Source organism: Bradyrhizobium sp. 930_D9_N1_4 (assembly GCF_052076015.1).
Classification (GTDB): domain Bacteria; phylum Pseudomonadota; class Alphaproteobacteria; order Rhizobiales; family Xanthobacteraceae; genus Bradyrhizobium.
The window spans coordinates 6533403-6558590 of sequence record NZ_CP197236.1 but is presented as its reverse complement, the minus strand read 5'-3'; the positions used below and the strand labels follow the sequence as shown (position 1 = coordinate 6558590).

Annotated in this window: 23 protein-coding genes and 1 pseudogene; 17 read left to right on the top strand and 7 right to left on the bottom strand. The window is 63.1% G+C overall.

The features are described from left to right. Positions 1–8: 8 nt before the first annotated feature. From AB7532_RS31220 to AB7532_RS31200, 5 genes are all read right to left on the bottom strand, one after another. Positions 9–473 (bottom strand): (2Fe-2S)-binding protein, encoded by a 465-nt coding sequence (locus tag AB7532_RS31220; RefSeq protein WP_441238505.1) that lies wholly within the window; start codon positions 471–473, stop codon positions 9–11. Positions 474–818: 345 nt separating this feature from the next. Next, entirely contained in the window at positions 819–1955 is a 1137-nt protein-coding gene (locus AB7532_RS31215) for a DSD1 family PLP-dependent enzyme (RefSeq protein ID WP_441238504.1), read from the bottom strand. A gap of 323 nt (positions 1956–2278) precedes the next feature. Continuing rightward, positions 2279–6979, bottom strand: coding sequence for a DUF3320 domain-containing protein (locus AB7532_RS31210; protein ID WP_441238503.1), 4701 nt, complete (start codon positions 6977–6979; stop codon positions 2279–2281). A gap of 473 nt (positions 6980–7452) precedes the next feature. Beyond that, complete coding sequence (locus AB7532_RS31205; protein WP_441238502.1) at positions 7453–8877, bottom strand: methyl-accepting chemotaxis protein; 1425 nt, start codon at positions 8875–8877, stop codon at positions 7453–7455. Positions 8878–8986: 109 nt separating this feature from the next. Further along, complete coding sequence (locus AB7532_RS31200) at positions 8987–10726, bottom strand: methyl-accepting chemotaxis protein (RefSeq protein WP_441238501.1); 1740 nt, start codon at positions 10724–10726, stop codon at positions 8987–8989. 207 nt (positions 10727–10933) lie between these two features. Between AB7532_RS31200 and AB7532_RS31195 the strand changes: the two genes are divergently transcribed. The 10 genes and pseudogenes from AB7532_RS31195 to AB7532_RS31150 all read left to right on the top strand — a co-directional run bounded on the left by AB7532_RS31195 (position 10934) and on the right by AB7532_RS31150 (position 17418). Next, on the top strand, positions 10934–11680 hold the full coding sequence (locus AB7532_RS31195) for a YebC/PmpR family DNA-binding transcriptional regulator (RefSeq protein ID WP_441238500.1): 747 nt from the start codon (positions 10934–10936) through the stop codon (positions 11678–11680). Positions 11681–11914: 234 nt separating this feature from the next. Then, positions 11915–12442, top strand: a complete 528-nt coding sequence (gene ruvC, locus AB7532_RS31190; RefSeq protein ID WP_441238499.1) for a crossover junction endodeoxyribonuclease RuvC — start codon at positions 11915–11917, stop codon at positions 12440–12442. A 142-nt stretch (positions 12443–12584) separates the two neighbouring features. After that, complete coding sequence (ruvA, locus tag AB7532_RS31185) at positions 12585–13202, top strand: Holliday junction branch migration protein RuvA (protein WP_441238498.1); 618 nt, start codon at positions 12585–12587, stop codon at positions 13200–13202. Continuing rightward, positions 13199–13729: a hypothetical protein gene (locus AB7532_RS31180; RefSeq protein WP_441238497.1), complete on the top strand. Its 531-nt coding sequence runs from the start codon at positions 13199–13201 to the stop codon at positions 13727–13729. Before ruvA ends, AB7532_RS31180 begins: the two co-directional genes overlap by 4 nt. Then, positions 13726–14778, top strand: coding sequence for a Holliday junction branch migration DNA helicase RuvB (gene ruvB / locus AB7532_RS31175; protein WP_441238496.1), 1053 nt, complete (start codon positions 13726–13728; stop codon positions 14776–14778). Before AB7532_RS31180 ends, ruvB begins: the two co-directional genes overlap by 4 nt. Positions 14779–14928: 150 nt before the next feature. Beyond that, the gene (locus tag AB7532_RS31170) at positions 14929–15846 is read left to right on the top strand and encodes a metallophosphoesterase (protein WP_441238495.1); all 918 of its coding nucleotides are present in this window, start codon (positions 14929–14931) and stop codon (positions 15844–15846) included. A gap of 41 nt (positions 15847–15887) precedes the next feature. Beyond that, positions 15888–16115: a hypothetical protein gene (locus AB7532_RS31165; RefSeq protein ID WP_441239429.1), complete on the top strand. Its 228-nt coding sequence runs from the start codon at positions 15888–15890 to the stop codon at positions 16113–16115. Beyond that, positions 16070–16351 (top strand): annotated as a pseudogene (locus AB7532_RS31160) (type II toxin-antitoxin system RelE/ParE family toxin); the annotation flags it as partial. The gene AB7532_RS31165 and the pseudogene AB7532_RS31160, both read left to right, overlap by 46 nt. A 57-nt stretch (positions 16352–16408) precedes the next feature. Further along, a complete protein-coding gene (ybgC, locus tag AB7532_RS31155; protein ID WP_441239389.1) occupies positions 16409–16858 on the top strand; it encodes a tol-pal system-associated acyl-CoA thioesterase in 450 nt (149 codons plus the stop codon). 92 nt (positions 16859–16950) lie between these two features. Then, on the top strand, positions 16951–17418 hold the full coding sequence (locus AB7532_RS31150; protein WP_441238494.1) for a nuclear transport factor 2 family protein: 468 nt from the start codon (positions 16951–16953) through the stop codon (positions 17416–17418). Between the two features lie 108 nt (positions 17419–17526). Here the strand turns inward: AB7532_RS31150 and AB7532_RS31145 are convergent, their stop codons facing one another. Further along, positions 17527–18246: a type 1 glutamine amidotransferase gene (locus AB7532_RS31145; RefSeq protein ID WP_441238493.1), complete on the bottom strand. Its 720-nt coding sequence runs from the start codon at positions 18244–18246 to the stop codon at positions 17527–17529. Positions 18247–18274: 28 nt separating this feature from the next. Continuing rightward, positions 18275–19201 (bottom strand): LysR family transcriptional regulator, encoded by a 927-nt coding sequence (locus AB7532_RS31140; protein WP_441238492.1) that lies wholly within the window; start codon positions 19199–19201, stop codon positions 18275–18277. Positions 19202–19352: 151 nt separating this feature from the next. On the opposite strand from AB7532_RS31140, the gene AB7532_RS31135 reads away from it, so the two are divergent. The 7 genes from AB7532_RS31135 (at position 19353) to AB7532_RS31105 (ending at position 25181) form a co-directional block, all read left to right on the top strand. Further along, entirely contained in the window at positions 19353–20309 is a 957-nt protein-coding gene (locus AB7532_RS31135) for an N-carbamoyl-D-amino-acid hydrolase (RefSeq protein ID WP_441238491.1), read from the top strand. A gap of 64 nt (positions 20310–20373) precedes the next feature. Next, on the top strand, positions 20374–21198 hold the full coding sequence (locus tag AB7532_RS31130; protein WP_441238490.1) for an ABC transporter substrate-binding protein: 825 nt from the start codon (positions 20374–20376) through the stop codon (positions 21196–21198). After that, positions 21195–22052 carry an amino acid ABC transporter permease gene (locus AB7532_RS31125; protein WP_441238489.1) on the top strand — a complete coding sequence of 286 codons (858 nt, stop codon included), beginning with the start codon at positions 21195–21197 and terminating at the stop codon, positions 22050–22052. The genes AB7532_RS31130 and AB7532_RS31125 overlap by 4 nt, the downstream gene beginning before the upstream one ends. Beyond that, positions 22049–22813: an amino acid ABC transporter ATP-binding protein gene (locus AB7532_RS31120; RefSeq protein ID WP_441238488.1), complete on the top strand. Its 765-nt coding sequence runs from the start codon at positions 22049–22051 to the stop codon at positions 22811–22813. Before AB7532_RS31125 ends, AB7532_RS31120 begins: the two co-directional genes overlap by 4 nt. Positions 22814–22829: 16 nt before the next feature. Continuing rightward, a complete protein-coding gene (locus tag AB7532_RS31115) occupies positions 22830–23645 on the top strand; it encodes an ABC transporter substrate-binding protein (RefSeq protein WP_441238487.1) in 816 nt (271 codons plus the stop codon). After that, positions 23632–24516, top strand: coding sequence for a polysaccharide deacetylase family protein (locus AB7532_RS31110; protein ID WP_441238486.1), 885 nt, complete (start codon positions 23632–23634; stop codon positions 24514–24516). Before AB7532_RS31115 ends, AB7532_RS31110 begins: the two co-directional genes overlap by 14 nt. Before the next feature lie 8 nt (positions 24517–24524). Then, entirely contained in the window at positions 24525–25181 is a 657-nt protein-coding gene (locus AB7532_RS31105) for an aspartate/glutamate racemase family protein (RefSeq protein WP_441238485.1), read from the top strand. Positions 25182–25188 lie beyond the last annotated feature (7 nt).

Below are 25188 nucleotides of genomic sequence, written 5' to 3'. Positions count from 1 at the left end.
GGCGGACCTCACGACTGGCGACCGTTGGCGGCCTGCTTGATGGCCTCACGGATGCGGACATAGGTGCCGCAACGGCAGATGTTGCCGGCCATCGCGGCATCGATGTCGGCGTCATCGGGGTGCGGCGTGGCCGCCAGCAGCGCGGCGGCGGCCATGATCTGGCCGGACTGGCAGTAACCGCACTGGATCACTTCGGCATCGAGCCAGGCCTTCTGCACTTTCGCGCCAGCGGGTGTTGTGCCGACATGTTCGATGGTGGTGATGGCGCGGTTCGCGACCGCGCTGACCGACAGTACGCAGGAGCGCACCGCCTTGCCGTCCACATGCACGGTGCAGGCGCCGCATTGCGCGATGCCGCAACCGAATTTGGTGCCGGTCATTCCGAGGATGTCGCGCAGCACCCACAGCAACGGCATTTCAGGTGGCGCGTCGAACGATTTCGTTTCGCCGTTGATGGTGAGAGTAGTTGCCATATGCATCCCCTTTGCTCGCTGGATCGCTTGCGGCGGTCCAGCCGGCGAATTCGCGCGACCATAATCATACCGACGCTAAACGATGAAGCGCCGAAATTCTCGCGATGCATATTTGCGCGAACACTGCGTCAGTCCATGACGTTCACGAATTTGTGCGGCGATCGAAGCGAGCGTTTTGGGCTAATTGGTATGATAAGCGTCATGTTTTGATGCGTTTTCGTCGTATGCGCCGTTGATCGTCGCAGATGTTCGTGCGAACGCGCAAAATCATGCGATGACGAAAGTCGTGCGATTGGGAAAGTCAGGCGGAGAGCGCGCTGGCAATTGTTGTGCGGGCGCGCTACGTCAGGTGACCGCGCCCCGCGCCGCGACCGGCCAAAGCGCCTCCACGCGGGCATCCGGCGTATTGAAGCCGCGCACGCCGACATACCAGTCGTAGAGATTGACGGTCGGGTCGCAATGACCCGGGATGAGCATCATCTTGTCGCCAATCGCCAGCCGGGACGAAGCGCTGTCGAAGTCGAGCAGGCCATGTTCGTCAGAGGGGCGATGATAGCGCAGGTCGGGACGGCCCAGCACGGCTGGAAATCCGCTGTCGTTCGACAGGGCCTTGTGGCCGGCATCGATGACCGCGCGTTCGCCGGAGGCGGCGCTCATCACGGTCGCGATCACGAACAGCGCATGCTCAAACAGGTTGGCATTGCGCGTCCCGTCGGCGATATTTTTCGCGTAGTCGGCGTCCATGAAAATATAGGAGCCGGCCTGCAATTCGTTCCAGACGCCGCTCGCGCCTTCGAGTTCGAACGTCCCGGTTCCCGCACCTCCAATCGTCCGGCATTGAAAGCCCGCTTCCTTGAGGACGCGAATTGTCTCCGTAGTCGCGTTCGCGGCGCTGGCGATGGCAGCGCGCCGCTCCTCCGGCGTGCGCAAGTGCTGGGCGGAGCCGTGGTAGGCCTGTAAACCACCGAACGACAAGAAGCGTGACCCCGCCACCTGCCGCGCCAGGCCGACTGCGGCTGGCCCGGGCTTGACGCCGCAGCGACCGGCGCCGACGTCGACCTCGACCAGGACTTCGATCTGCGAGCCGGCCCGTTCCGCGGCGAGCGCCAGTTGCTCAAGCGCGATCGAATCGTCGACGCAAACGCTGATGCGCGCGTGGCGCGCGAGGGATGCGAGCCGTTCCAGCTTCCGCAGACCCACCACCTCATTGCTGACGAGGACGTCACTCACCCCGCCTGCCACCAGGATCTCGGCCTCGGCAACCTTCTGGCAACACATGCCAACCGCGCCGCGCGCGATCTGCTTGGCCGCGATTATCGGCGACTTATGGGTCTTCGCGTGCGGACGCAACCGAACGCCGAGCTTGCCGACCGCTGCCGCCATCGTGTCGAGATTGCGCTCGAAAGCGTCGAGGTCGATGATCAGCGCCGGTGTATCGATCTCGGAAAGCGGCGCGCCGATTTGGGTGGGTGGAAGGGACATCGAAAAACCAGCTGATTGTGTTCGGGCTCGCGCCCCGAATGTGCGGCAGCCATTGTTATGGCAACACGTGTCGCAGCACCAGTCTCGGTGGCTCCGATGCTCAACGGGCGACGGGGAGCCTCTAGTATCGTAGTCATATTCGCATAGAAAATCTTGGCTATAGTTTGGTCTGTTGTCCAGCAGGGCGAGCGTACATTTAAGGCTCTCCCCTACTATGATCGGCATTTCGGTTAAGAATTTGGGACGGCAAACGCGCTAGCGCCGCGCCGATCGATCCAACTACTTGCGGCTAATACTCGCCTCCATGGATGCGATGAACCTAATCAATTTAAACCTGCGGCTAGTCGTGCCTGCAAATCGGTCCCCACCCGCTTGAAACCGAGTAGCCGAGCCACGGTTCTGATAAGCTCTTCGTCTTCACCCCCGCCGTTGTCCTCGCGGGCAATCTTGAACGCGGCTTGTATTTCCAGAATGGAGATGTACGCGGCCTTGAGAGTCGCACCGCTCTCGGCAGAACGGTCGCGAACCGGAGGCGCATGTGACTGACCTCGCGTGTACCAGAATATGCCGTCGGTGAGCAGTTCGGCATTTCCCGTTCGGGCAACCGACAACGCCCCTTCGGTCGCACTTAAAATTCGCGATCCCGCCTTTTCCTTGCCGAAGCAGGAGGCCATGCGTCGAGCGATTTCTTCCACATGGATCGGTCCTTCGGCTTCCACGATCTTTCGAGCCAAATTCGCGAGCACCGAAACAGGAGCCTCGTGCGGCTCGTTCGAACTGCTGACGCGAAAGGTCGCTCGCTGATATGGAGGCATCTGCCGAACAACGACCTCGGGAACTAAGAGCGGCGCGGCTTCCACTTCGGTTGGCTCTGGCGATCGCGACTGATTGGAGCCCTCGACTCGTTGCGTCTGATTAGACCTGTCTCGTGCTTCTGAAAGCGCAGTGCGCAGTCGTTCTATTTCAAAGTGCCGATTATAGAACCAGTCGGTACTCCAAATCCGATGAAACCCCCATCCGAGGTGTTCAAGCACATCCTGGCGTAGGCGGTCTCGCTCTCTGGCCCAAAGAGCGCTGTGGTAGGTCGCGCCATCGCACTCGACGGCGAGGATGTAGCTGCCTGGCTTGTCAGGGTGGCGAATACCTAGATCGATTCGGAAACCAGCAGATCCTACCTGCGCGTCTGCGAGAAAGCCAAACCCCCGGATGACGTCAGCAACGTCTTCTTCGAAAGGTGAATCTGCGTCGAGGCCCGACGGCGAGTCTACCTCCAGACGACCATCTTTCGCAAAATCGAGAAAACGCTTCAGGATTCGCGGACCTTCCCTCGACGTGCGATTCAAATCAATGTCTCCGGGATCGAAGGACGCAAACACCTCGCAGCGGATACGAGCACGGGTGAAAAGCACATTGAGCCGTCGTTCGCCGCCCTCGCCGTTGACCGGGCCGAACGACATGCTGCTCAACCTTCCGCCGGCGATAGCCGGGCCGTAGCCAACACTGACGAGAATGACGTCACGCTCATCACCCTGTACGTTCTCGATGTTCTTGACGAACAAATCTTCCGATTGTCCTTCGCGCAGAAATTGGTCTAGCGTGGAGTCTCGGCGGCGCCGAAGCTCCAAAAGCTCGGTGATGAGATTTCGCTGCGCAAACGAAAACGTGACGACTCCAAGGGATTGGGATGGATTTGCTCTTGAGTGCTCCGCTATTCGATCGACGATGGATTCACCTTCTTTTCGATTGTCTCGCTTTCCGCCTTTGTCGTAAACGCCGTCGACCCGGGTAAAGCACAGGCCATAGGCCGGATCTTTCTGTAGGGGGGACGGCGGCAGAACGAGGTCGCTGTCATAAAACTCCCGATTCGAAACCTCGATGAGCGATGGGTCACGTGATCGATAATGCCATTTCAGCATTCTGCCGGCGAGTCCGCGTGCCTCGCAGAGAGTAAGGATACTCTCCATGCTACCGATCGTCGCCGCACCCTCTAGCAAGTCCGGGCCGACATATTCATCATCGCCTTCCTTGTCATCCTCTTCGTCCGCAAGAACCCGATCGAAGAAGGAAGATGGCGGAAGCTGTTTCTTGTCGCCCACCACTACGATTTGCGTAGCCCGCGCAATCGCACCAAGCGCGTCCTCTGGGCGAACTTGCGAAGCCTCATCGATAACCAGAAGATCAAATGATACGGTGCCTGGCGGCAAGTATTGAGCGACAGATATCGGACTCATCAACAATACGGGCTTGATACGTTGTATTGCCGTGCCGGCCTTTTCGATCAGTCGTCGCAGTGCCATATGGCCGCGCTTTTTTCCGATCTCACCACGAAGTACTTTCATCTCCCCCATGGCGCCTTGAGGTATCTGTGCGAGATGGCCGGCTAGGATTGTAGTTACGTTGTCCTTAAGCTGCTGGCGCTCCAGCGTAGCGAAGGTGTCAACCAGATCGTGGCGTCTCTCCAGGCCAATTGCACGAAGTTCGGGATTCTGCTCAAGGGCGGTCTTCCAAAGGTGTTCGGCGCGGGCGTATCGTAGTTCGATTGCTGCGGCGACTCCATCGATCTCGCCAGATCGCATCCGCTCCTCGAGTCGGGACAATCCAGCTGATTCGAGCGCCTGGCGACGCCGCGCTAATTGGGTCCACGACGCATATCGACCCGTTGCGGCGGCCATGGCGTTGAATCGCGCCGCGACAACGTCGAGATCGGTATGCTCAAGACCTTGATTACCGAAACTAGCGAGATTGAGGTCGAGCAATTTCACAATGGCTTGCAATGCCGAACGCGCAGTTTGCGCCGCTTCTCGCAATGCCCGGAGCATCGCAGCTACGCTATCAGCGTTAGCAGCTAGTGCGACCGACTTGTCCGAAGTCACGGAAATTGGGGCTTTGGAAAGTCTTTCACACCATTCAGTGATGGCGACCAATTTCTCAAAGTCGGATCTCTCTCCACGCCAGGCATCGCCGAGAATGCGACCGCAATTTTCACGATCGCTTTCCCATTCCGATCTCAGCGAGACTGTCGTCGACAATTGGTCGATCCGCGCAACCCGCTCGATCGCTGATTTGGGCAGGTCCCCCCGCAATATGCCTGCAAGCTCTCGCGATGCCCTGCGATAGCGGCTCCCCCAGCGTGCAAAGAAAGAATGGATGCCCGCCGCGAGAGGCGCCCGCAAATGGTCGGGGGAAATGCTGAAGGCGGCCTCAAGAAATACTGCTGACGCTTGATCGAGCTCTTGCCGCCAAGCCATGCCAGCTCGCAGGGCTTGGTGAAGACGGGGAATGTCCGCAGCATCGATCACTTTCCGCGCGATGTCGGCAGTACCCACAGGTAATCCTTCGAGCCGCCCCAGTAAATTGGCCAACGGAGCAACAGCATCAAGAGCTGCGTTAATAGGCAAAGCAAGTTTGTCGATAGGGGTTCGCAAAGACGTTGCAAGCGAAGCCACGGCAACTTGAGCTTCAGCTAGCGTATCTGTGAGACGAGCCAAGTCCACCGGTTGAAGGTGAAGGTTACCTGTGCCTTCGAAGGGATGAGGGCTTGCTTGTTTCTCTTCCGCAAGGATCGCGCCGTATTCCTTTATCGTCGTTACCAAATCGATCTCTTGCTGACGCGACATTGAACTCAGGCTTTCGACCTCCAGTCTTGGGGGCGAGACGCCTTTCCCGATGAATTGGGATTGCCGACCCAGCACACTGAAGGCCGTCTCTCCCGTTGCTCCGATCGGGCGATGTAACGCTCTTGCAAGATCGTTCAGTCGGTCGCGGCTTTCCCTCAATGCAGTTGGCGTTGCCGGAACTGCTGGGACGGCGCCAGCTCGCGACAAGGTGCGCGCTAGTTCGCCAAGGACCGCCTTTTTGTTTGCGCTTCTTGAATGCAGTTCAAGGCATACGTCATTCAGTCCAACCTTCCCCAGACGATCGTGCACTACAGAGAGTGCCGCCATCTTTTCGGCAAGGAACAGGATTCGCTTACCTTCCTTGGCCGCAGCGGCAATAATGTTCGTAATTGTTTGAGATTTGCCCGTTCCGGGGGGCCCCTGAACGACAAGATTGCGCCCAGACCGTACCTCTTCGATCACCTTTGCTTGCGATGCATCCGCATCGACAACGTGGAAAAGTTTTTCTGGTGGCAGCACCTCGTCCAGCTGATCATTTGAGGTAAATAGCGGCTCCTCGGGTTCAAAGCCCTCGTAGAGTAGGCCACGAGTCAGAGCATGGGTCGCCAACGCGTCGTCGGGCCACGCTTCGATGGCCAGATCACGATACATCAGCAGCTTGCTGAAGCTGAAAAATCCCAACTGGATTGCGTCGGGGTCGAGCTTCCAGCGCTCCCGCGAACTGGCTACCTGTTGCACTTCGGTAAAATAGTCGGAAGGCGTCCAGTCCTCTTCGATTTCAAGTTCCGGAAGCTCGATTCCGAAATCTTCCCTCAAACGCTGCTGGAGCGGCAGGTTCGTGAGAGCGTCTTCGTCCCGCACTCGTAGGTCGAATGTCGATGTCTTGGCATTGCGCACGAGTTCGACGGGAAGGAGAACGAGCGGCGCTTCTCTGGGTAAGCTCGACGCCTTGTCCTCATACCAAGTCAGGAATCCCATCGCGAGATACAGGACGTTGGCGCCGGATTCTTCCTCCGCAGTTTGGGCTTCCCGCGCTATCTTCAGCAGTTTTTTCTGCAGTGCATCAGGGCCGAGCCGCGTTTCAAGCCACGAATCGGTATAGCGATCTTCATTAGCTCCTCGTTGTATAACGTCAGCAGGGGCGGCTTCGCCGATATCTTCGATCTTGTCTTTCCCTAGCGCGAAGAAGCGCATGGCCTTGCCCCCGGAAAGCAGGGCATAAACATCATCGGAATGCTCGTTCACAATGTTCAATACATTGCCGCGCGTGTTTGCGCGGTTGACATGAACAAGGCGATTGCGAGTCCCTGTCTCAACTAGCCTGCGCCGCGTATCATCAAATAGCTTTATTATGGCCGCTCGGGCTTCTTGATCTTCGCGTCTTGGCTGCGTGCCGACGATTCCCAATACATCTGCTCCCTGTGCGTCCCCTGGAAGCTGCTTCTACACGTGAAGGCACTGCGCCGCACATCTTGATCTGAATGGAATGCATTCCGCAGATATTGCGTCCGCTTACGCTCGCCTTACCCCGCGCCGATCACAGCTCCTCCCCTGGTTGTGGATCACTATAGGCAGAAATGGGGCGCGTCATCTCCCTTCCACCGCCAATTGAACTAAAGACGAGGGCGTATGGATTTTAAGCCCACATCGAGAGTGCAGACTATCCGGCTGCGCTGTAATGCCACGACCGTGCATGGCCCAATTTAAGCAGATGAACAAAATTCGGAATAATAGCATTCTACCCCTGTTTTGCTCGACGGGTCAAGGGGTCATCAGGCGCCTTGCGTGCGATGAGGCGCAAGCCATTGATTCCCCACGCACCGCCTACTGTGCATGGGGTTGTTTTTGAATTTTTGATGTGAGGGCCGTCGTAGCGGTCGTCAGCTCTGCCGGAAACCCATCCGGAAGGCGCCCCAGTGCTTGCCGCGAACCATGATCGGCGAGGACAGGTCCTTCATCAGCACGAACTGCCCGCCGCCCATGTCACGGCGATAGGTTTGCAGCAGGAACGGTTTCGTGTTCGCTCCAACCTTCTTCACCGTGCGGTCGGTAAACAGGCGGCGGTTGCGGCAATTGGCGTTGTTCCAGACCGGGTCCTTGCCTTGGGGCAGGCGGTAGTTCGGATTGTGGGTTGGCAGATAGCCGCTTCTGGCCCAGGCGACGCAGTAGACGATGCGCGGATCAGATTTCTGGATCGGGTCCTGGATCGCGGGGAGCGTGCGGTCGGTGAAGTCGACATAGTTGGTGAGGTGCTGCTTTGGATCGGTGCCGGGAATTTCGCGATACGTCTCGTCCATGAGCTGGTCGAGCGTGATCTCGCCGCGATCGATCGCGGCTTCGAACTCGGCGGAAATCCGCTTGGCGGTGTCGACCACGATGCGGATCAGCGGCGTGTCCGACGTCTCCACGCCGCTGTCGGCGATCAGTGCAATCAGGCCTTCGGAGGTGTCGAGCAGCTTCGTCACCCGCTGATCGGCGCTCTTGAGATCGCGCGAGGAGAGGTCGACGCCCTTGGCGAGCTCGCTGAGCTCGCTGATGACGGTGTCGCAATGGCCGAGATTGGAGGTCGCAGCGCGCGTGACGCTGTCGATCTCCGCTTCCACGGAGGCAAAGCCCTGCTGGACCCGCGAGATGATGCCGGAGATCTGCTGGGCGCCTTCGCCGGCGGTCTTTGCGCGCTGCGAGGCATCGCTGCTCTCGCCGATCAGGCCTTCGATCTGGCCGTCGAGATCGCGCACGGTGTCGGAGATCTGATGCGTGGCCTGGCGGGTGGCTTCCGCGAGGTTCTTCACTTCGCTTGCGACCACCGCGAAACCGCGGCCGGCATTGCCGGCGCGGGCCGCCTCGATGGTCGCGTTGAGTGCGAGCAGATTGGTCTGTTTCGCGATCGCCTCGATCGAGCCGGACACCTTGGCCACCTGCGCCAGTGCCGAGCCTACGGCGCTCAGGCGCGCCTCGATCCGTTCCACGGCTGCGACGAGCTCGGAGATGTGGCTGACCGCGGCGTCGACCGCGCCGCGCGACTGCGCGATCTCGCCGACCGCCGCCGATGTGGTCGTTTGCACCGCCTGCGATGCGTTGGCGATGTCGTGGTTGGCCGAGACCATCGTCTCGGCGGTCTCCTGGAGGTGATGGAACCGCTCGGACTGATTGGAGACGCGGTTTGCGACCTCCTGGACATTGCCGGCGATGTCGGCTAGCTCCACGCCGAGACCGCCGATGCGGTCGGCCAGCTGGTCGATCAGTCGTTCGGCCAGCGTCCGGTTGGAGCCGGTGTCCAGTACTGCAAGTTGTACGACGGACATGTCTTGAGAGTCCTCCAGTCAGAGCCGTTCGCCGGCCCCCCGCGGCATTCCCATTCCAATTTCAGGCTTTAGATGATGATTCGCGCCCGGCGTCTTGCCTGAGCGTGCACTAGAGCTTGTACGCGGTGCGAAATCCGCCCCAGTGTCGCCCTTGCACACGGATCGGAACGTCGATCTCGCGCATCATCACGGTGTTTCCGTTGCCCATGTCGCGCGCATAGCTCTGGATCAAATAAGAGCGCAGGTTGCGCGCGGCCGACAACCCCGCCGGATCGTTGAAGATGCGCCGGTTGCGGCAGTTGGCGGTATTCCAGGCCGCATCGCCCGGTCGCTGCGGGTGCGAATAGATCTTGTTGTGCACCGGCAGGAAGCCGTTGCGGTCGACCATGGCGCAGAACGCCATGCGCGGTTCCTTGGCGAGGAAGGCCTCCTGGAACGGCGGCAGCGCGCGGTCGGCCCAGTTCAAATATTTCGTACGATATTGTTGCGGATCGGTGCCGGCGATCTCCGCATAGTCGGTGTCGAACAAATCGTCGATCTTGACCTCGCCGCGCCCGACCGCCTGTTCGAAGATCCGGGTCAGCGCGTTGCCGGCCTCCATGGCGCGGGTCACGAACTCGGTGTTCTCCTCATGGATCGACCACAGCCTGTCCTCGATCTTCTCCGCGAGATCGGCATTGGGGCTGACGAATTGCGCGCGGGCGCCGGCCTTGGACTGCTCGATCACGCGCAGGCGGCAGGCGCCGACGCCTTCGAGCGTGCCGTCGACGACGGCCTGTGTGGCAAGCTTGGCCGCGTCCGCACCGCCGATCAGCACGCCGTCCATCGCGATCTCATAGACCGGCAACACGCCACGCGCGGTTTCGAATTTGATGTGGCAGGGCAATCGCTCGGTCTTGCGGCGGTCGTTGTGCTCGCTCTGCTTGAGCAGCACCGCGCAGCGCGATTTCAGCTTCTGGGCGAAGGTGGTGACGGCCTTGCCGGCGCGGGCGACGCTCTCGCCGTGGGTCTCGGCGGCCTTGGTCGCGGCATCGATCTCGACGGCGCTCTCGCCGACCGAGATGATGAACTCCGAGGCGCTTGTCGCGTTGCCGGAGACTTCGCTGGTGGTGGCGTTCTGCTCGGCGACCGCGCCGTTGACGGTGTCGAACACCGGGCGGATCGCCTCGATCGCCTGCGAGATGCGGTGCACCGCATCGGCCGAGCCGGCGGCGTCGCGCTGGAGCGCGTCGATCTTCTTGGTGATTTCTTCCGTCGCGCCCTGGGTCTGCACTGCCAGCGCCTTCACTTCGGTGGCGACGACCGCAAAGCCCTTGCCGGCGGCGCCTGCGCGCGCGGCCTCGATGGTGGAGTTGAGCGCGAGCAGCGTCGTCTGCCGCGCGATCTGCGCGATCAAATTGACGACATTGCCGATCGCGGCGGAGGACTCGCGCAGGCGGTCGACATTGGCGCGGGCTTCCTGCGCCGCGGCGCTGGCCTCGTCGGCGAGCTTGCCGGCCTCGCGCACCTGGGCGCCGATGCCTTGCGCGGACTGGGTGAACTTGTCGGCGGCATGGGCAAAGGTGGAGGCGTTCGACTGCGCCGCGTTGGTGCGGCCGGTGAGGGCGTCGGTGCGGTCGCGAATGGCGGCGAGCGTGGTGGCGGTCGCCTCCGCACCACCGGCGACCGAATTGGCGGCACGCTCGAGCTGCCGGATCATGGCGCCGAGCTCGAGTTCCAGCAGTTCCAGGATTTCCCGGGCGGAATCGCTTTCGGCGGGAGCAGGCACGGCCGCGACCGGCGCAGCCGCCGGGGCTGCCGCTGGTGCGGCCACGTCCGGCAGGCGCTTCCGAAATAATGCGAACGCCATCGGGTCTACTCTTGTCGGGGGACGGGCGGTCGTTATTTTCGCAGGCTGGAATGAAATCAGGGTTAACGGTGCCTGACTTCTGGGCACGGCAGACTACGGTATTACCTTAAAGTATGAGAGCCTCTTTCATTCCGGTGGGTTGGCGGCCTATAAGGCCGCGCTTCCCACGCTCATCTTTGGCGCACGATTCCCTAGAGAAGATCTCGCATGGCCGGACATTCCCAATTCAAGAACATCATGCACCGCAAGGGGCGGCAGGATGCGCAGAAGTCGAAGCTGTTCGGCAAGCTGGCGCGGGAAATCACCGTCGCGGCCAAGCTCGGCACCCCCGATCCCAACATGAACCCGCGGCTGCGCGCGGCGATCATCGCGGCACGCCAGGAGAACATGCCGAAGGACAATATCGAGCGCGCCGTCAAGAAGGCGCTCGGCAACGATGGCGAGCACTATGACGAGATCCGCTACGAGGGTTACGGCCCCGGCGGCGTCGCCGTCATCGTCGAGGCGCTGACCGACAACCGCAACCGCGCCGCCTCCGACATCCGCTCCTTCTTCACCAAGTCGGGCGGCAATCTCGGCGAAACCGGCTCGGTCTCCTTCATGTTCGACCGCACCGGCATCATCGAATACGACCGCGGCGTCGCCGATGACGATGCCGTGCTCGACGCCGCGATCGAGGCCGGCGCCGACGACGTGGTCTCGGGCGAAGCCGGCCACGAGATTTATGCCTCGACCGAGGGCTATCGCGACGTTGCCAAGGCGCTGGAAGCCAAGTTCGGCGAGCCGCGCAAGGCCGCTCTGATCTGGAAGCCGCAGAACACCATCGCGGTCGACGACGAGACCGGCGAGAAGCTGCTCAAGCTGATGGATCACCTCAACGACCACGACGACGTCCAGCACGTCTACGCCAATTTCGAGGTGTCGGACGCGCTGCTCGCGAAGATGGGCGGCTGACGCCGCTAATCCCAATCTCCGCCGTCGTCGCCCGGCTTGACCGGGCGACCCAGTATTCCAGAGACATTCGAGAGATACGGAGAAGCCACGGCGTACTGGATACCCCGCTTCCGCGGGGTATGACGCCGGAGTGTGTGGTGGGCAGGGCCACGCTCACCCATGACAGCCCACTTCCCCTGTTACTTCCGTTCTGTTTCTGTTTCCCCCACGGCAGCCAGCCGCTATCACTGGCCCATGACTGCGCTCCCGATTCGTGGCCCCGTTCGCATCATCGGCATCGACCCCGGCCTGCGCCGCACCGGCTGGGGCGTGATCGAGGCCGAGGGCAATCGTTTGATCTACGTCGCCTGCGGATCGGTGGAACCGCCGGACGATCTGCCGCTGGCAAGCCGGCTGCTTGCCATCCATGAGGGGCTCGCCGCCGTGCTGTCCGGTCACCAGCCGATGGAAGCCGCGGTCGAGCAGACCTTCGTCAACAAGGACGGCGTCGCGACGCTGAAGCTCGGCCAGGCCCGCGGCGTCGCCATGCTGGCGCCTGCAATGTTCGGCATCTCCGTCGCCGAATACGCGCCGAACCAAGTGAAAAAGACCGTGGTCGGCGCCGGCCACGCCGACAAGCAGCAGATCGCCATGATGCTGAAGATCCTGCTGCCGAAAGCCGACCCGCCATCCGCGGACGCCGCCGACGCGCTCGCCATCGCCATCACCCACGCCCATCACCGCCAGAGCACGGCGCTGAGGCTCAAGGTCGCGGGACTATGATCGATGGTCGCATATCACCGCCGTCATGCCCGGGCTTGTCCCGGGCATCCACGTTCTGTCTTGCTGATCGTGAAGTCGTGGATGGCCGGGACGAGCCCGGCCATGACGAAAGAGAAGTGACTGCCGCGACCGAGGCCTCACGATGATCGGCAAGCTCAAGGGTCTGATCGATTCCTACGGCGAGGACTTCGTCATCCTCGATGTCGGCGGCGTCGGTTACCAGGTGCACTGCTCGACGCGCACGCTGCAGCACCTGCCTTCGCCGGGCGAGGCGGCCGTATTGTCGATCGAGACCTACGTCCGTGAGGACGCGATAAAGCTGTTCGGCTTCCGCACCGATCAGGAGCGCGAATGGTTTCGCTTGCTCCAGACCGTGCAGGGCGTCGGCGCCAAGGTCGCGCTCGCCGTGCTCGGCACGCTGGCGCCGTCGGACCTCGCCAACGCCATCGCGCTGCGCGACAAGGCCGCGGTGGCGCGCACGCCCGGCGTCGGCCCCAAGGTCGCCGAGCGCATCGTCACCGAACTGAAGGACAAGGCGCCGGCCTTCGCCAATGTCGATCCGGCGGCCGTGCATCTCGCCGGTGCCGTCGACGATCAGCGCGCGCCGCGCCCCATCGCAGATGCAATCTCCGCGCTGGTCAATCTCGGCTATGGCCAGCCGCAGGCCGCAGCCGCCATCGCGTCGGCATCGCGCAGTGCCGGTGAGAGCGCCGAGACGGCGCAGCTCATCAGGCTTGGTCTGAAGGAGCTGTCGAAGTGAGCGCGGCCTGCACCAATCCCGCCGCCGCTCTTTTTCGCCGCCTTTTGCGCGCGGCCGGTATCGTCGTGATTTTTTCCGTCGTGGGGCCGCTGACGACCGCCGCGCTGGTTTCGGTGACGGTCACTGCGCTCGGTGCCGCAATGCTGCAGATGTTTCTTGTGTTCCTCGAACTGGAGGCACTGCGCGCCGTGGTTTCGATCGCGGTCGTGCTGCTGGCCATTGTCACGGTTCTCGCCTCGTTCCTTCCCGCAGTCGTCGCCGGCTTGATATTCGCGCTGGCTGCGGTCTACGCCGATCTCAACATGATCTGGATGGCATGGCTCGCCGCGGCCGTCGCTGCGGCCGGCTTCGTCACGGTTGGCATGTTCGTCGTGCCCTCCGAGACCTCGGCCGTGATCGTGCCGAGCGTCCGTTCGGCGCCCGAGGCGCTGAAGCTTTCGGCAATGCTTGCCGTCGTCGCCGTCATTCCCGCCAGCCTGTGCTGGTGGCTCGCGAAACCGCTGCATCGTGTTATCCTGCCCGCATGACCACTCCCCCACGCATCGTCACGCCCGAGCGCCGCTCCGATGACGTCGGCGACACTGCGCTGCGTCCGCAGTCGCTGTCCGACTTCGTCGGCCAGCAGCAGGCGCGCAAGAATCTCTCGATCTTCATCGAGGCGGCGCGCAAGCGCGGCGAGGCGCTCGATCACGTGCTGTTCGTAGGTCCCCCCGGCCTCGGCAAGACCACGCTGGCGCAGATCGTGGCGAAAGAGCTCGGCGTCGGCTTTCGCGCAACGTCGGGTCCCGTGATCGCCAAGGCCGGCGATCTCGCAGCACTCCTCACCAATCTCGAAGAGCGCGACGTGCTCTTCATCGATGAAATTCACCGCCTCTCACCGGCGGTCGAGGAAGTGCTCTATCCGGCGATGGAGGACTTTCAGCTCGACCTCATCATCGGCGAGGGCCCGGCGGCGCGCTCGGTCAAGATCGAGCTGTCGAAATTCACCCTCGTCGGCGCCACCACGCGCGCGGGCCTGCTCACCAATCCCTTGCGCGATCGCTTCGGCATTCCGGTGCGGTTGAATTTCTACACGATTGAGGAGCTCGAGAGCATCGTCAGCCGAGGTGCGCGCGTGCTCAATGTCGGCATGAGCGCGGACGGCGCCAACGAGATCGCCCGCCGCGCCCGCGGCACACCGCGCATCGCCGGCCGCCTGTTGCGGCGCGTGCGCGATTTCGCCTCCGCCGCCGACGCCGACAAGATCGACCGCAAGATCGCCGACCACGCGCTGAGCGCGCTCGAAGTCGACGCCGCCGGCCTCGACGCCATGGACCGCCGCTACCTCACGACCATTGCGCAGAACTATGGCGGCGGCCCGGTCGGCGTCGAGACTATGGCGGCCGCCTTGTCCGAGCCGCGCGATGCGATCGAGGACATCATCGAGCCTTATCTGATCCAGTGCGGCTATCTCCAGCGTACCCCGCGCGGCCGCCTGCTGACCTCGCACGCCTTCCGCCATCTCGGCATCGCCGAACCCTCGCGCGATGCGGCGTCGCAGTTCGGCCTGTTCGGTACGGACGACAGCGACGATTGATCTGCGTCGATGCGGGTGCTCCCGTTGTCATGAACTTCCGGTAACCTTCATGCAGACGGTCTGCACGCGAATGCAGACCGTCTGCACGAACGCATCCCAATTCCGCTCCAATCCGACCGCATCAAGAGCCAGCATCACCATCGGGCTTCCATGATCACGCGTCGTCATCTCATCCGTTCCATCGGCGCCCTGTCCGCACTCGGCGTCTCGACCGCGGCCTATGGCGTGGGCGTCGAGCCGGTGCTGCGGCTTCGCGTCACCCGCTATCATCCGACGCCGCGACAATGGCCGGCGGATTTTCCGCTGAAGATCGCCGCGATCGCCGACATCCATGCCTGCGACCCCTGGATGTCGCTGGAGCGGATCGAGGCGATCGTGGATCGCACCAATGCGCTGAAGGCCGATATCATTGTGTTGCTCGGCGATTACGTCGCCGGCCTTCACCAGGTCTCGCGCATCATTCCGTCGAACGAATGGGCGAAGGTGCTGGCCGGCCTCAAGGCGCCGCTCGGTGTCCATGCCATCATGGGCAACCATGATTATTGGGAAGACAGGACCGTGCAGCAGGCAGGCCATGGGCCGACCATCGCGCATCGCGCGCTGGAGGCCGGCGGCATCCCCGTCTACGAGAACGACGCCGTGCGGCTCACCAAGGACGGCCGCCCATTCTGGCTTGCCGGCCTCGGTGATCAGCTCGCCTACTATCCTGCAAAGCGCTTTGGCCGCGCGCATCGGCTCGGCGCCGACGATCTCGCGGGCACGCTGGCCAAGGTTACCGACGACGCGCCGGTCATCCTGCTCGCGCACGAACCCGACATCGCACCGCGGGTGCCCGCGCGCGTCGCGCTGCAATTGTCCGGCCACACCCATGGCGGCCAGATCCGTGTGCTCGGCTGGTCGCCGGCCGTTTCGCCGAAGCACGGCATCCGGCTCGCCTATGGTCACTTCCGACTGAAATGCGACCTCATCGTTTCGGGCGGCCTCGGTTGCAGCATCATGCCCGTCCGCTTCGGGGTGCCGCCGGAGATCGTCGAGGTGACGCTGGGGCCGGGACCCTTGGTGGTGTAGTCGTCAAATTTCGGGCGAGGCATCTGGGCACCCGTCCAGGGTTGCGCTATATTGATGCGATGAGTTCTGCCATCGAGAAAGCTGTCGAAGCGCTTGAGCTGCTGCCTGAGGAAATGCAGGAGTCCGCGGCCGATTATCTCTTGTCCCAGGCCAGGAAGTTTCGAGCCCTCAAAGACGCGGTCGATGAAGGAATGGCGGACGTAGACGCTGGGCGCGTGGTCCCGTGGGACCTCGACGAGTTTCTCAAGCAAACTCGGGCGAAGCGGTAGGGGGTGGCGTGCAGGTCGTTCTGTCCTTGCGCGCACGCACAGACCTTCTTGACATCCATTCATATCTCGCTGAGCGCAGTCCAGCGGCAGCGGATCGGTTGGCTACGAGATTCTCGGAGCGATTCGATGAGCTACAAAGATTCCCGCTTCTGGGGCCGGATCGGAGTGAGTTAAGGGCGTCGCTTCGGGGCTTGTCTGTTGATGGTTATATTGCCTTTTACCTCGTCCAGACTGATCGCATAGTCATTGCGGGTCCTGGATGGACGTCGGGATATGAATCGAGAGTTTCCGAAATGACTGCCCATCTCGACGGCGAGATCCGCGACGGCCGCCACCACATGCAGGTCCGCGTCTACTACGAGGACACGGATTTTTCAGGCATCGTCTATCACGCCAATTATCTGCGCTACATGGAGCGCGGGCGCACCAATCATCTGCGACTGATGGGCGCCGAGCAGCAGGCGCTGTTCGACCATGTCGAAACCGAGGGCGCGGGCTTTGCCTTCGTCGTGCGCTCGATGCATCTGGACTTCCTCAAGCCGGCGCGGATGGACGACGTGCTCGACATCGTGACCTGGCCGATTGCGGTGAAGGGCGCCTCGATCATGCTGGCGCAGGAGGTGCGGCGCGGAGAGGACGTGCTGGTGAAAGCCGAGGTGCGCGTCGCCTTCATCAGCGGTGGCCGCGCCCAGCCGATTCCGAAATCGATCCGCACGCTGATGAAGGCCGATTTGATTTCCTGATCGCCCGATATGTGATCGGCCGGTAGGTCATGGCCACTCGACTCCACCAACTGCAGCGATAGATTGCGGCCCAACCAACCGATGAGGCCATCATGTCGCGCCCGCCGCTTCCGCCCTTCACCCGTGAGACCGCCGCGCAAAAGGCGCGCATGGCCGAGGACGCCTGGAATTCGCGCGATCCGGTGCGCGTCTCGCTGGCCTATACCGAGGACAGCCGCTGGCGCAATCGCTCGGACGTGTTTCAGGGGCGCGAGGCCATCGTGGCGTTCCTCACCCGCAAATGGGAGAAGGAGCAGGAGTACCGCCTGATCAAGGACCTCTGGGGCTTCGACGAAAACCGCATCGCGGTGCGCTTCCAGTACGAATGGCACGATGCCAGCGGCCAGTGGTATCGCTCCTACGGCAACGAGCAGTGGGAGTTCGACGAGCACGGCCTGATGCGGCGCCGCGAGGCGTCGATCAACGACATCATGATTGCGGAGAAGGATCGGCGGTTTCACTGGGCCGCGCCGGGTCCGCGGCCAGCCGATGTGGCGGGGCTGGGGACGGATCCGTTCTGACTCTCGCCCCTCATGGTGAGGAGCCGCGAAGCGGCGTCTCGAACCATGCAGGCCCCGCTGTTGCAGCGCGGGCCTCGATCCTTCGAGAGGCGCGCGAGAGCGCGCTCCTCAGGATGAGGGAATGGATTTGCGCGCCAAGAACCGCGTGATCGCTCCGCCAAGCTTCGTGTTGTCCATCGGCTGCGCCAGCGACTCCCTCGCTGTCGCCACGACATCTCCCGGCGCCTTGCCGTCGCGCAGGTCGCAGCACACTTCCGCGAACTTCACGTCGAACTCCGGATGCGGTTGCACGGTCAGCGTCGCGCCGTTGGCGTAGAGCAGGCCGGCATGCGGGGTGAATTCGGACGAGAGGATCGTGAGTGCATCATCAGGCGGTTCGACCACCTGGTCCTGATGCGAGCAGGCGATCGCGACTGCCGCGCCCTCGACGACGCCGTTCTCCGGCAGCACCTGGTAGACGTGCCGTCCGATGCCCCAGCCTTTCTCCGACTTTCGCACGGTGCCGCCCAGCGCCTGCGCGATCAGTTGATGGCCGAAGCAGACACCGACCATCGGCGTCTTGTTGGCGTAGGCGGTGCGCACGAAATCTTCCAGCGGCGCGATCCAGTCGAGCCCGTCATAGACGCCGGCGGCAGCACCGGTGATCAGGACGGCCTCGAGCTTGCTTGGATCGGGGAGTGCATCGCCATTGGGGATGCTGACGACGTCCACTGTCGCGGTCGGGTCCTCGGTGCGGACCATGCGCTCGAACATGTCCGGAAACGAGCCGTGCTGCTCGCGATATTTTTGCGGGACCTGTCCGGTCTCGATGATGGTGATGCGTGCCATGTGCCCCCGGGTCGAAAGGTTGCGAAGCCTAGTCGTCTTCTGCCCCATGTTGCTGGTGCGGCGCTGCGCGCTCCAGCAGCGTGCTCTCCTTGCGGACCTCGTTGAGAAAGGCCTTGGCCAGGCGCGACAGCGGTTCGGCTTCCGACCATAGCATATAGGCGACCGCGTGCGTGGTCGGCGTGAACGGGCGGACGACGAGACCGACGCCGCCGTTCTGCCGTGGCGAGAACGGATCGACCACCGCGGCGCCGACGCCGGCCGCCGCGAGCACGCAGGCCGTATTGCAGTAGCGGACCTCGACCGTCGGCCGGAATGGCGCGCCGGCCCGGGCAAAGCTGTCGCGTACGGCTTCGCCAAGCCGGGTGCCGCGCTCGAGCCCGATGAAGGGCAGGCCGGACAGATCCGCGGCCGAGATCACCGGCCGGTCGGCGAGCGGATGCTGCGGCGGCAGCACGCAGACCATCTCGCCGGTGTGGACCACCTCATGTGCGATGCCGGGATGATGCGTGAGCCCGAGCGCGAAGCCGAGTTCGGCGACGCGGCTGAGCACGCCCTCGATGATGCCCTCATAGCGGCGGACGTCGAAGAAGACACGCGTCTCCGGGCGGCGCCGCAAAAATCCTGAGAGCGCCGACGGGATGATGCTGTAAGCAAGCGGCGGCGTCGCCACGAGTGCGAGATGCCCCGAGCGGTTCTCGCGCAGATCGCGCACGCGGTTCTCGAGCTTGGCGTGCAGCGCGAAGATCGCCTCGCTCTCCTTGTAGAGCGCCATTGCTTCGGCGGTCGGAAACAGCCGGTTGTTGACGCGCTCGAACAGCGCGAAGCCCGCCTGCGCCTCCATCGTCTTCAGCGCATTGCTGACCGCGGGCTGCGACAGCGCCAGCTCGTCGGCCGCCGCGACCGTGGTGCGGTGGCGGATGACGGCTCGCAGGATCTCGAGCTGACGCAGGTTCATATCACTGCCGATTATACTCAGGGCCAAAACATCATAGCAGAACGAATTGATTTTACAGCCCCGCTTCCGCGTAATGGCTGCGGATTTGCACGTCGCATCAAAGGGTTCATTCGCCCATTGAGGCAGCACTGCGCACAGATTGGAGGCAATCTTGGTTCGTGTCCTTCGCGCCGCCGCAGCTCAAATGGGGCCGACGCAAAAAGCCGATACGCGCGAGCATACGCTGAAGCGGATGCTCGACATGCTGGAGGAGGCCGCCGGTCGCGGCGCCAGCCTCGTGGTGTTCCCGGAGCTCGCCTTCACCACCTTCTTCCCGCGCTGGCTGCTCGAGGGCGATGCGCTCGACCACTATTTCGAGCACGGCATGCCGAACCCCGCCGTGGCAAAACTGTTCGACCGCGCGCGCGCGCTGCGCGTCGGCTTCTATGTCGGCTATGCCGAACTGACCCCGGACGGCCGCCGCTACAATTGCTCGATCCTGGTCGATCGCGACGGCGAGATTCTCGGCCGTTATCGCAAGGTGCATCTGCCGGGCTCGGTCGAGCCGCGAGAAGGCGCGCGCTATCAGCAGCTCGAGAAGCGCTATTTCGAATATGGCGACCTCGGCTTTCCCGCCTTCCGTGCCGGATCGGCCTGGGCTCATGCCATCATGGGCATGATGATCTGCAACGACCGCCGCTGGCCGGAATCCTGGCGCGTGCTTGGCCTGCAGGGCGTCGAGCTCGTCTGCATCGGCTACAATTCGGCGGCCTATGATCCCAATGGCGGCGTCACTGAAGACGCGTCTTTGCGCACCTTCCACTCGACCCTGGTGGTGCAGGCCAATGCCTACATGAACGCGACCTGGGCAATTTCGGTGGCCAAGGCAGGCGACGAGGACGGCTCCGGCCTGATCGGCGGCTCATGCATCGTCGATCCCAACGGACGAATTGTCGCACAGGCGCAGACGCTCACCGACGAGGTCATCGTCGCCGACGTCGATCTCGACCTCTGCCGCCAGGGCAAGGACAAGATGTTCAATTTCGCCGCCCACCGGCGGCCCGAGCAATACAGGGTGATCACCGAGCGCGCCGGCGTCATCGAGCCGGCCGTTCTCGACGCGGACTAGCTAATGGCACGGCGTTAGCAACAGGACTCGATAAGACCGGCAAACAGTTGGCAAAGGAGCTGACATGACACGCCTCTCGCACTTCCTCGGTTTCGCAGCACTGGCTGCCGTCACGTCCGCGCAGGCGGCCGAACTTCCGGCGGAGATCAAGCAGGCGGGCACAGTGAAGCTCACCGTCAACGCGACCTACGCGCCGATGGAATATCGCGATCCCGCGACCAACGAACTGGTCGGGCTCGACATCGATCTCGCCAACGAGCTTGCAAAGCGCCTTGGCGTCAAGATCGTCTGGAGCGAGACGCCGTTCGCCGAGCTGATCCCGTCGCTTCAGACCAAGCGGGCCGATTTCATCATCTCTGGCATCTCCGATCGCGCTTCGCGGCGCGAGACCGCCGATTTCGTCGACTATCTCGGGACCGGTCCGCAGTTCTTCGTCATGGCGGATAACGCCGCCAAGGACGCGATCGATCTCTGCGGCAAGAAAGTCGGAACCACCCGCAGCACCAGCTTCCCGGTCGAGATCGAGAAGTGGAGCAAGCAGAATTGCGAACCGGCCGGCAAGCCCGCCATTCAGTACGTCCCGGGCGAGAACTCGATCGACGTCCGCAACCAGCTCAAGCAGGGCCGCATCGACGCCGCCGTGCAGGGTAGCGAGACGCTGCCTTATGCGCAGACGCAGGAGCCCGGCAAATACCGCGTCGTCGGCGAGCCCTTCGCCAAAGGCTACCAAGGCATCATGTTCCGCAAGGACGATTTGGCCTTGCGCGAAGTGGTGACGGAGAAGCTCACCGCAATGATCGCCGACGGCTCGTACAAGGCCGTTCTCGACAAATGGGGCTTGGGTGCCAACGCGGTGGCCCAGCCCATGCTGAACGCGGCGCCGCAATGAAGCCGGCGCCGGCACTCGCGGAGGGGTTCCCCGATCTATCGGGGATGCGGATCGCGCGCGAGCCGCACTGGTTCCGCTGGCTCAGCGCGGCCCTGATCATCCTCGTGTTGGCCGCGATCGTGCGCGCCTTCGCCGGCGGGCAGATCGAATGGTCCTATGTCAGCCGCTTCCTGACCGTAAAGGTCATTCTCGAAGGCATCGTCAACACCATGGTGATGGCGGTGCTGGCGATGGGGCTCGGCATCTTCCTCGGCATCGTCGTTGCAGTCATGCGGCTGTCGCCCAATCCGGTGCTGAAGACGGTGGCGGCCGGCTACACCTGGCTATTTCGCGGCACGCCCCTGATCCTGCAACTGTTGCTGTGGTTCAACCTCGCGCTGGTGTTTCCGACCATCGGCATTCCCGGCCTGTGGAGCGCGCGCGCCGTCGACGTCATGACGCCGTTCCTCGCCGCGCTGCTCGGGCTCGGCATCAACCAGGGCGCCTACACCTCCGAAGTGATGCGCGCCGGCATGCTGTCGGTCGACATCGGGCAATATGAGGCGGCGCAGGCGATCGGCATGGGACGGCTGCGCGCGCTGCGGCGGATCGTGCTGCCGCAGGCGATGCGCGTGGTGATCCCGCCGCTCGGTAACGAGTTCATCGGCATGGTCAAGGCCACGTCCCTCGCGAGCGTGATCCAGTATCCGGAACTGCTGCACAACGCCGAGAACATCTACTACGCCAATTCCCGCGTCATCGAGCTGCTGATCGTCGCCGGGCTCTGGTACCTGCTTGTCGTCTCGATCCTGACGCCGCTCCAGATGCTGCTCGAACGCCGTTTTGCCCGCGGCACATTGCAGTTCGCCCGATGACAAAGCCCCTCGTCGCGATCCGCTCCGTCAGCAAGAATTTTGGAGAGTTCCAGGCTCTCAAAAGCGTCTCGCTCGACGTCTGGCCCGGCGAGGTGATGTGTCTGATCGGGGCCTCCGGCTCCGGCAAGACCACGTTGCTCCGCTGCATCAACCAGCTCGCCGCGATCGATGCCGGCGGCATCTGGCTCGACGGCGAATTGCTTGGGGTACGAGAGCAAAGCGGGCGGCTCCATCGCCTCAGCGAGCGGGAGATCGGGCGGCAACGGCTGAAGACCGGCATGGTGTTCCAGCGCTTCAATTTGTTTCCGCACAAGACCGCGCTGGAGAACATCACCGAGGGACCGCTTCAGGTTCAGGGCCGCAAATCCGATGAGGTGCGGTCCGAGGCCATCGAGCTGCTTCGTCGCGTCGGATTGTCCGCCAAGGCGGACTCGTATCCGGCGCAGCTCTCCGGCGGCCAGCAGCAGCGCGTGGCGATTGCGCGGGCGCTCGCGATGAAGCCGATGCTGATGCTGTTCGATGAACCGACCAGCGCACTCGATCCCGAGCTCGTCGGCGAGGTGCTTGCGGTCATGAAGGAACTGGCGCGAAGCGGCATGACCATGATGGTGGTGACGCACGAACTCGGCTTCGCCCGCGAGGTCGCCGACCGCGTCGTCTATATGGACCAGGGCGCGATCGTCGAGCAGGGCCGCGCTTCGGACGTATTGGGCGCGCCGCGCGAGGAGCGCACCAAGGCATTTCTTTCGGCAGTTATCTAACATCGGGGGCGTGTTGATGAAGAGACTTTTCGTTGCGGCTGCATTCCTGGGCGTCATGAGCGTATCGGCGATTGCGATCGAGCTGCCGGCGGAGATTGCCAAGCGCGGCAGCATCAAGGTGGCGCTGGTGCCGAACTATCCGCCGATGGAATTCCGCGATCCCGCCACCAATACGCTTACCGGATTTGACATCGATCTCGGTGATGCCATCGGCAAGAAGCTGGGCGTCAAGTTCGAATGGCAGGAGACCAGCTTCGACCAGTTCATGCCGTCGATCTCGACTGGTCGCGTCGATGCGATCCTGTCCGGCTTCACCGACTATGCCAGCCGGCATGAGACCGCGACCTTCGTCGACTATCTCCGTACGGGGCCCCACTTTTTCGTGCAGCAGTCGCGCGCAGCCGAGTTCAAGGACATGACGGTGTTCTGCGGAAAGAAGGTCGGCGCCAGCCGCCGCACCATGTTCCCGGCGATGATCAATGCCTGGAGCGAAAAGAGCTGCGGCAGCACGCCGGTCGTCTTCGTCGGCACCGACGGTTCGGCCGATGCCCGCACCCAGCTCAAGCAAGGCCGCATCGATGCCGCCGTGCAGGGCAATGAGACGCTGCCTTATATCATGGACCTCGAGCCCGGCGCCTATACGCCGGTCGGCACGCCCATTGCGCAGCAGTTCATCGGCATCGCGCTCCCGGTCAAGGAAAAGGCGCTTCAGCAGGCCATGCTGGAGGCCGTCGACGCGCTGATCGCCGACGGCAGCTACAAGAGCCTGCTTGCCAAATGGAAACTGACTGACAACGCACTCGAAAAGGCGACCATCAATGCTGGACAGTAAGGCACTCCAGAGCATCCCGCTCATTCCGGCCAACACCGCGGACCCCGCGCCGGAATATCCCTGGCCGAAGCCGTACAATTCGGCGATGTTCCTGTCGTTCGACGTCGACGCGGAGAGCGCGTGGACCAGCAAGGATGCCGTGCACGCGCAGCGGCTCATCACCATGAGCTATGGCGGCTTCGAAGCGCGCGTCGGCACGCCGAAGCTCCTGGAGCTGCTCGACCAGCTCGATCTCAAGGCGACCTTCTTCGTCACGGGCTGGTCGGTCGATGCGCATCCGGCGATGGCTGAATCGATTCTCAAGGCCGGCCACGAGATCGGTCATCACGGCTATCATCATCTGTTGCCAGATCCCGGCGATCCCTGGATCGAGGAGGAGCTGGAGCGCGGCTTCGAGGCGCTGAAGCGCCGGCTCGGCGTCAGGCCGACCGGTTATCGCGCGCCCTATGGCGAATTCACCGAGGAGCTGCGCGTCGCACTCGTGCGTCACGGCATCGTCTACACGTCCTCGTTCCGCGACGATGTGCGGCCCTATCGCCATTGTCTCGCCGACGGCAAGCCCGGAACGATCGAGCTGCCTGTCACCGCGAGCTATGACGACTGGATGCACGGCCTCTCCGCCCGCTTCAGCCCGCGCTCGATCTTCCCGAGGGAGCACGTGCTGTCGATCTGGAAGGACGAGCTCGACGAGACCAGGGACTGGGGTGCGATGGTGACGACGGTGCTGCATCCGCAATGCAGCGGTCGTCCGATGCGGCTGCGGTTGCTGCGCGAGTTCCTGACCTACGCAAAATCGTGCCCGGACGTCTGGATCACGACCGGCGAGAAGATCGCGGAGAACTTCCTGCGCCACGAAGCCGGTAACCGCTGAGCAGTCCCATGACCCGTCATCGCATCCTCGTCATCAACCCCAACTCCTCGGCATCGGTGACGGCGGCGATCGACGACGCGGTCGCGCCGCTGCGGATCAGTGGCGGGCCTGATATCGAGGTGGTCGGTCTTGCCGAGGGGCCGCCCGGCATCAGCTCGCAGCGCGACGCCGACAGTGTGGTGATGCCGCTGGTCAATCGCGTCTCGCGCGACGATGCCGATGCGTTCGTGCTCGCCTGCTTCAGCGATCCCGGCCTGCATGCGGTGCGCGAGGCGGCGGGTACGCGTCCGGTGCTGGGGATCGCCGAATGCGGCATCTTCCGTGCGCTGATGCTGGGCGAGCGGTTCGGCATCATCGCGCTGTCACCGTCGAGCATCCGCCGCCAGCAGCGCATGGCGCGGGTGATGGGCGTCGACAGCCGCTATGCCGGAAGCTGGTCAGTCGGCGCGAGCGCGGCCGAGACGGCGGGTGCGGACATTCGCGGACGGTTGATCGAAGCCGGCCGGGCGCTGATCACGCAATGCCGCGCCGATGTCGTGGTGATGGGCTGCGCCGGCATGGCCTCGCACCGCGCAGCGATTGCGGATGCGATCGGCGTTCCCGTGATCGAGCCGGCGCAGCAGGCGGTGGCCGCCGCGATCGGCGCGGTCTTGTTGAACACGTAATATTCTT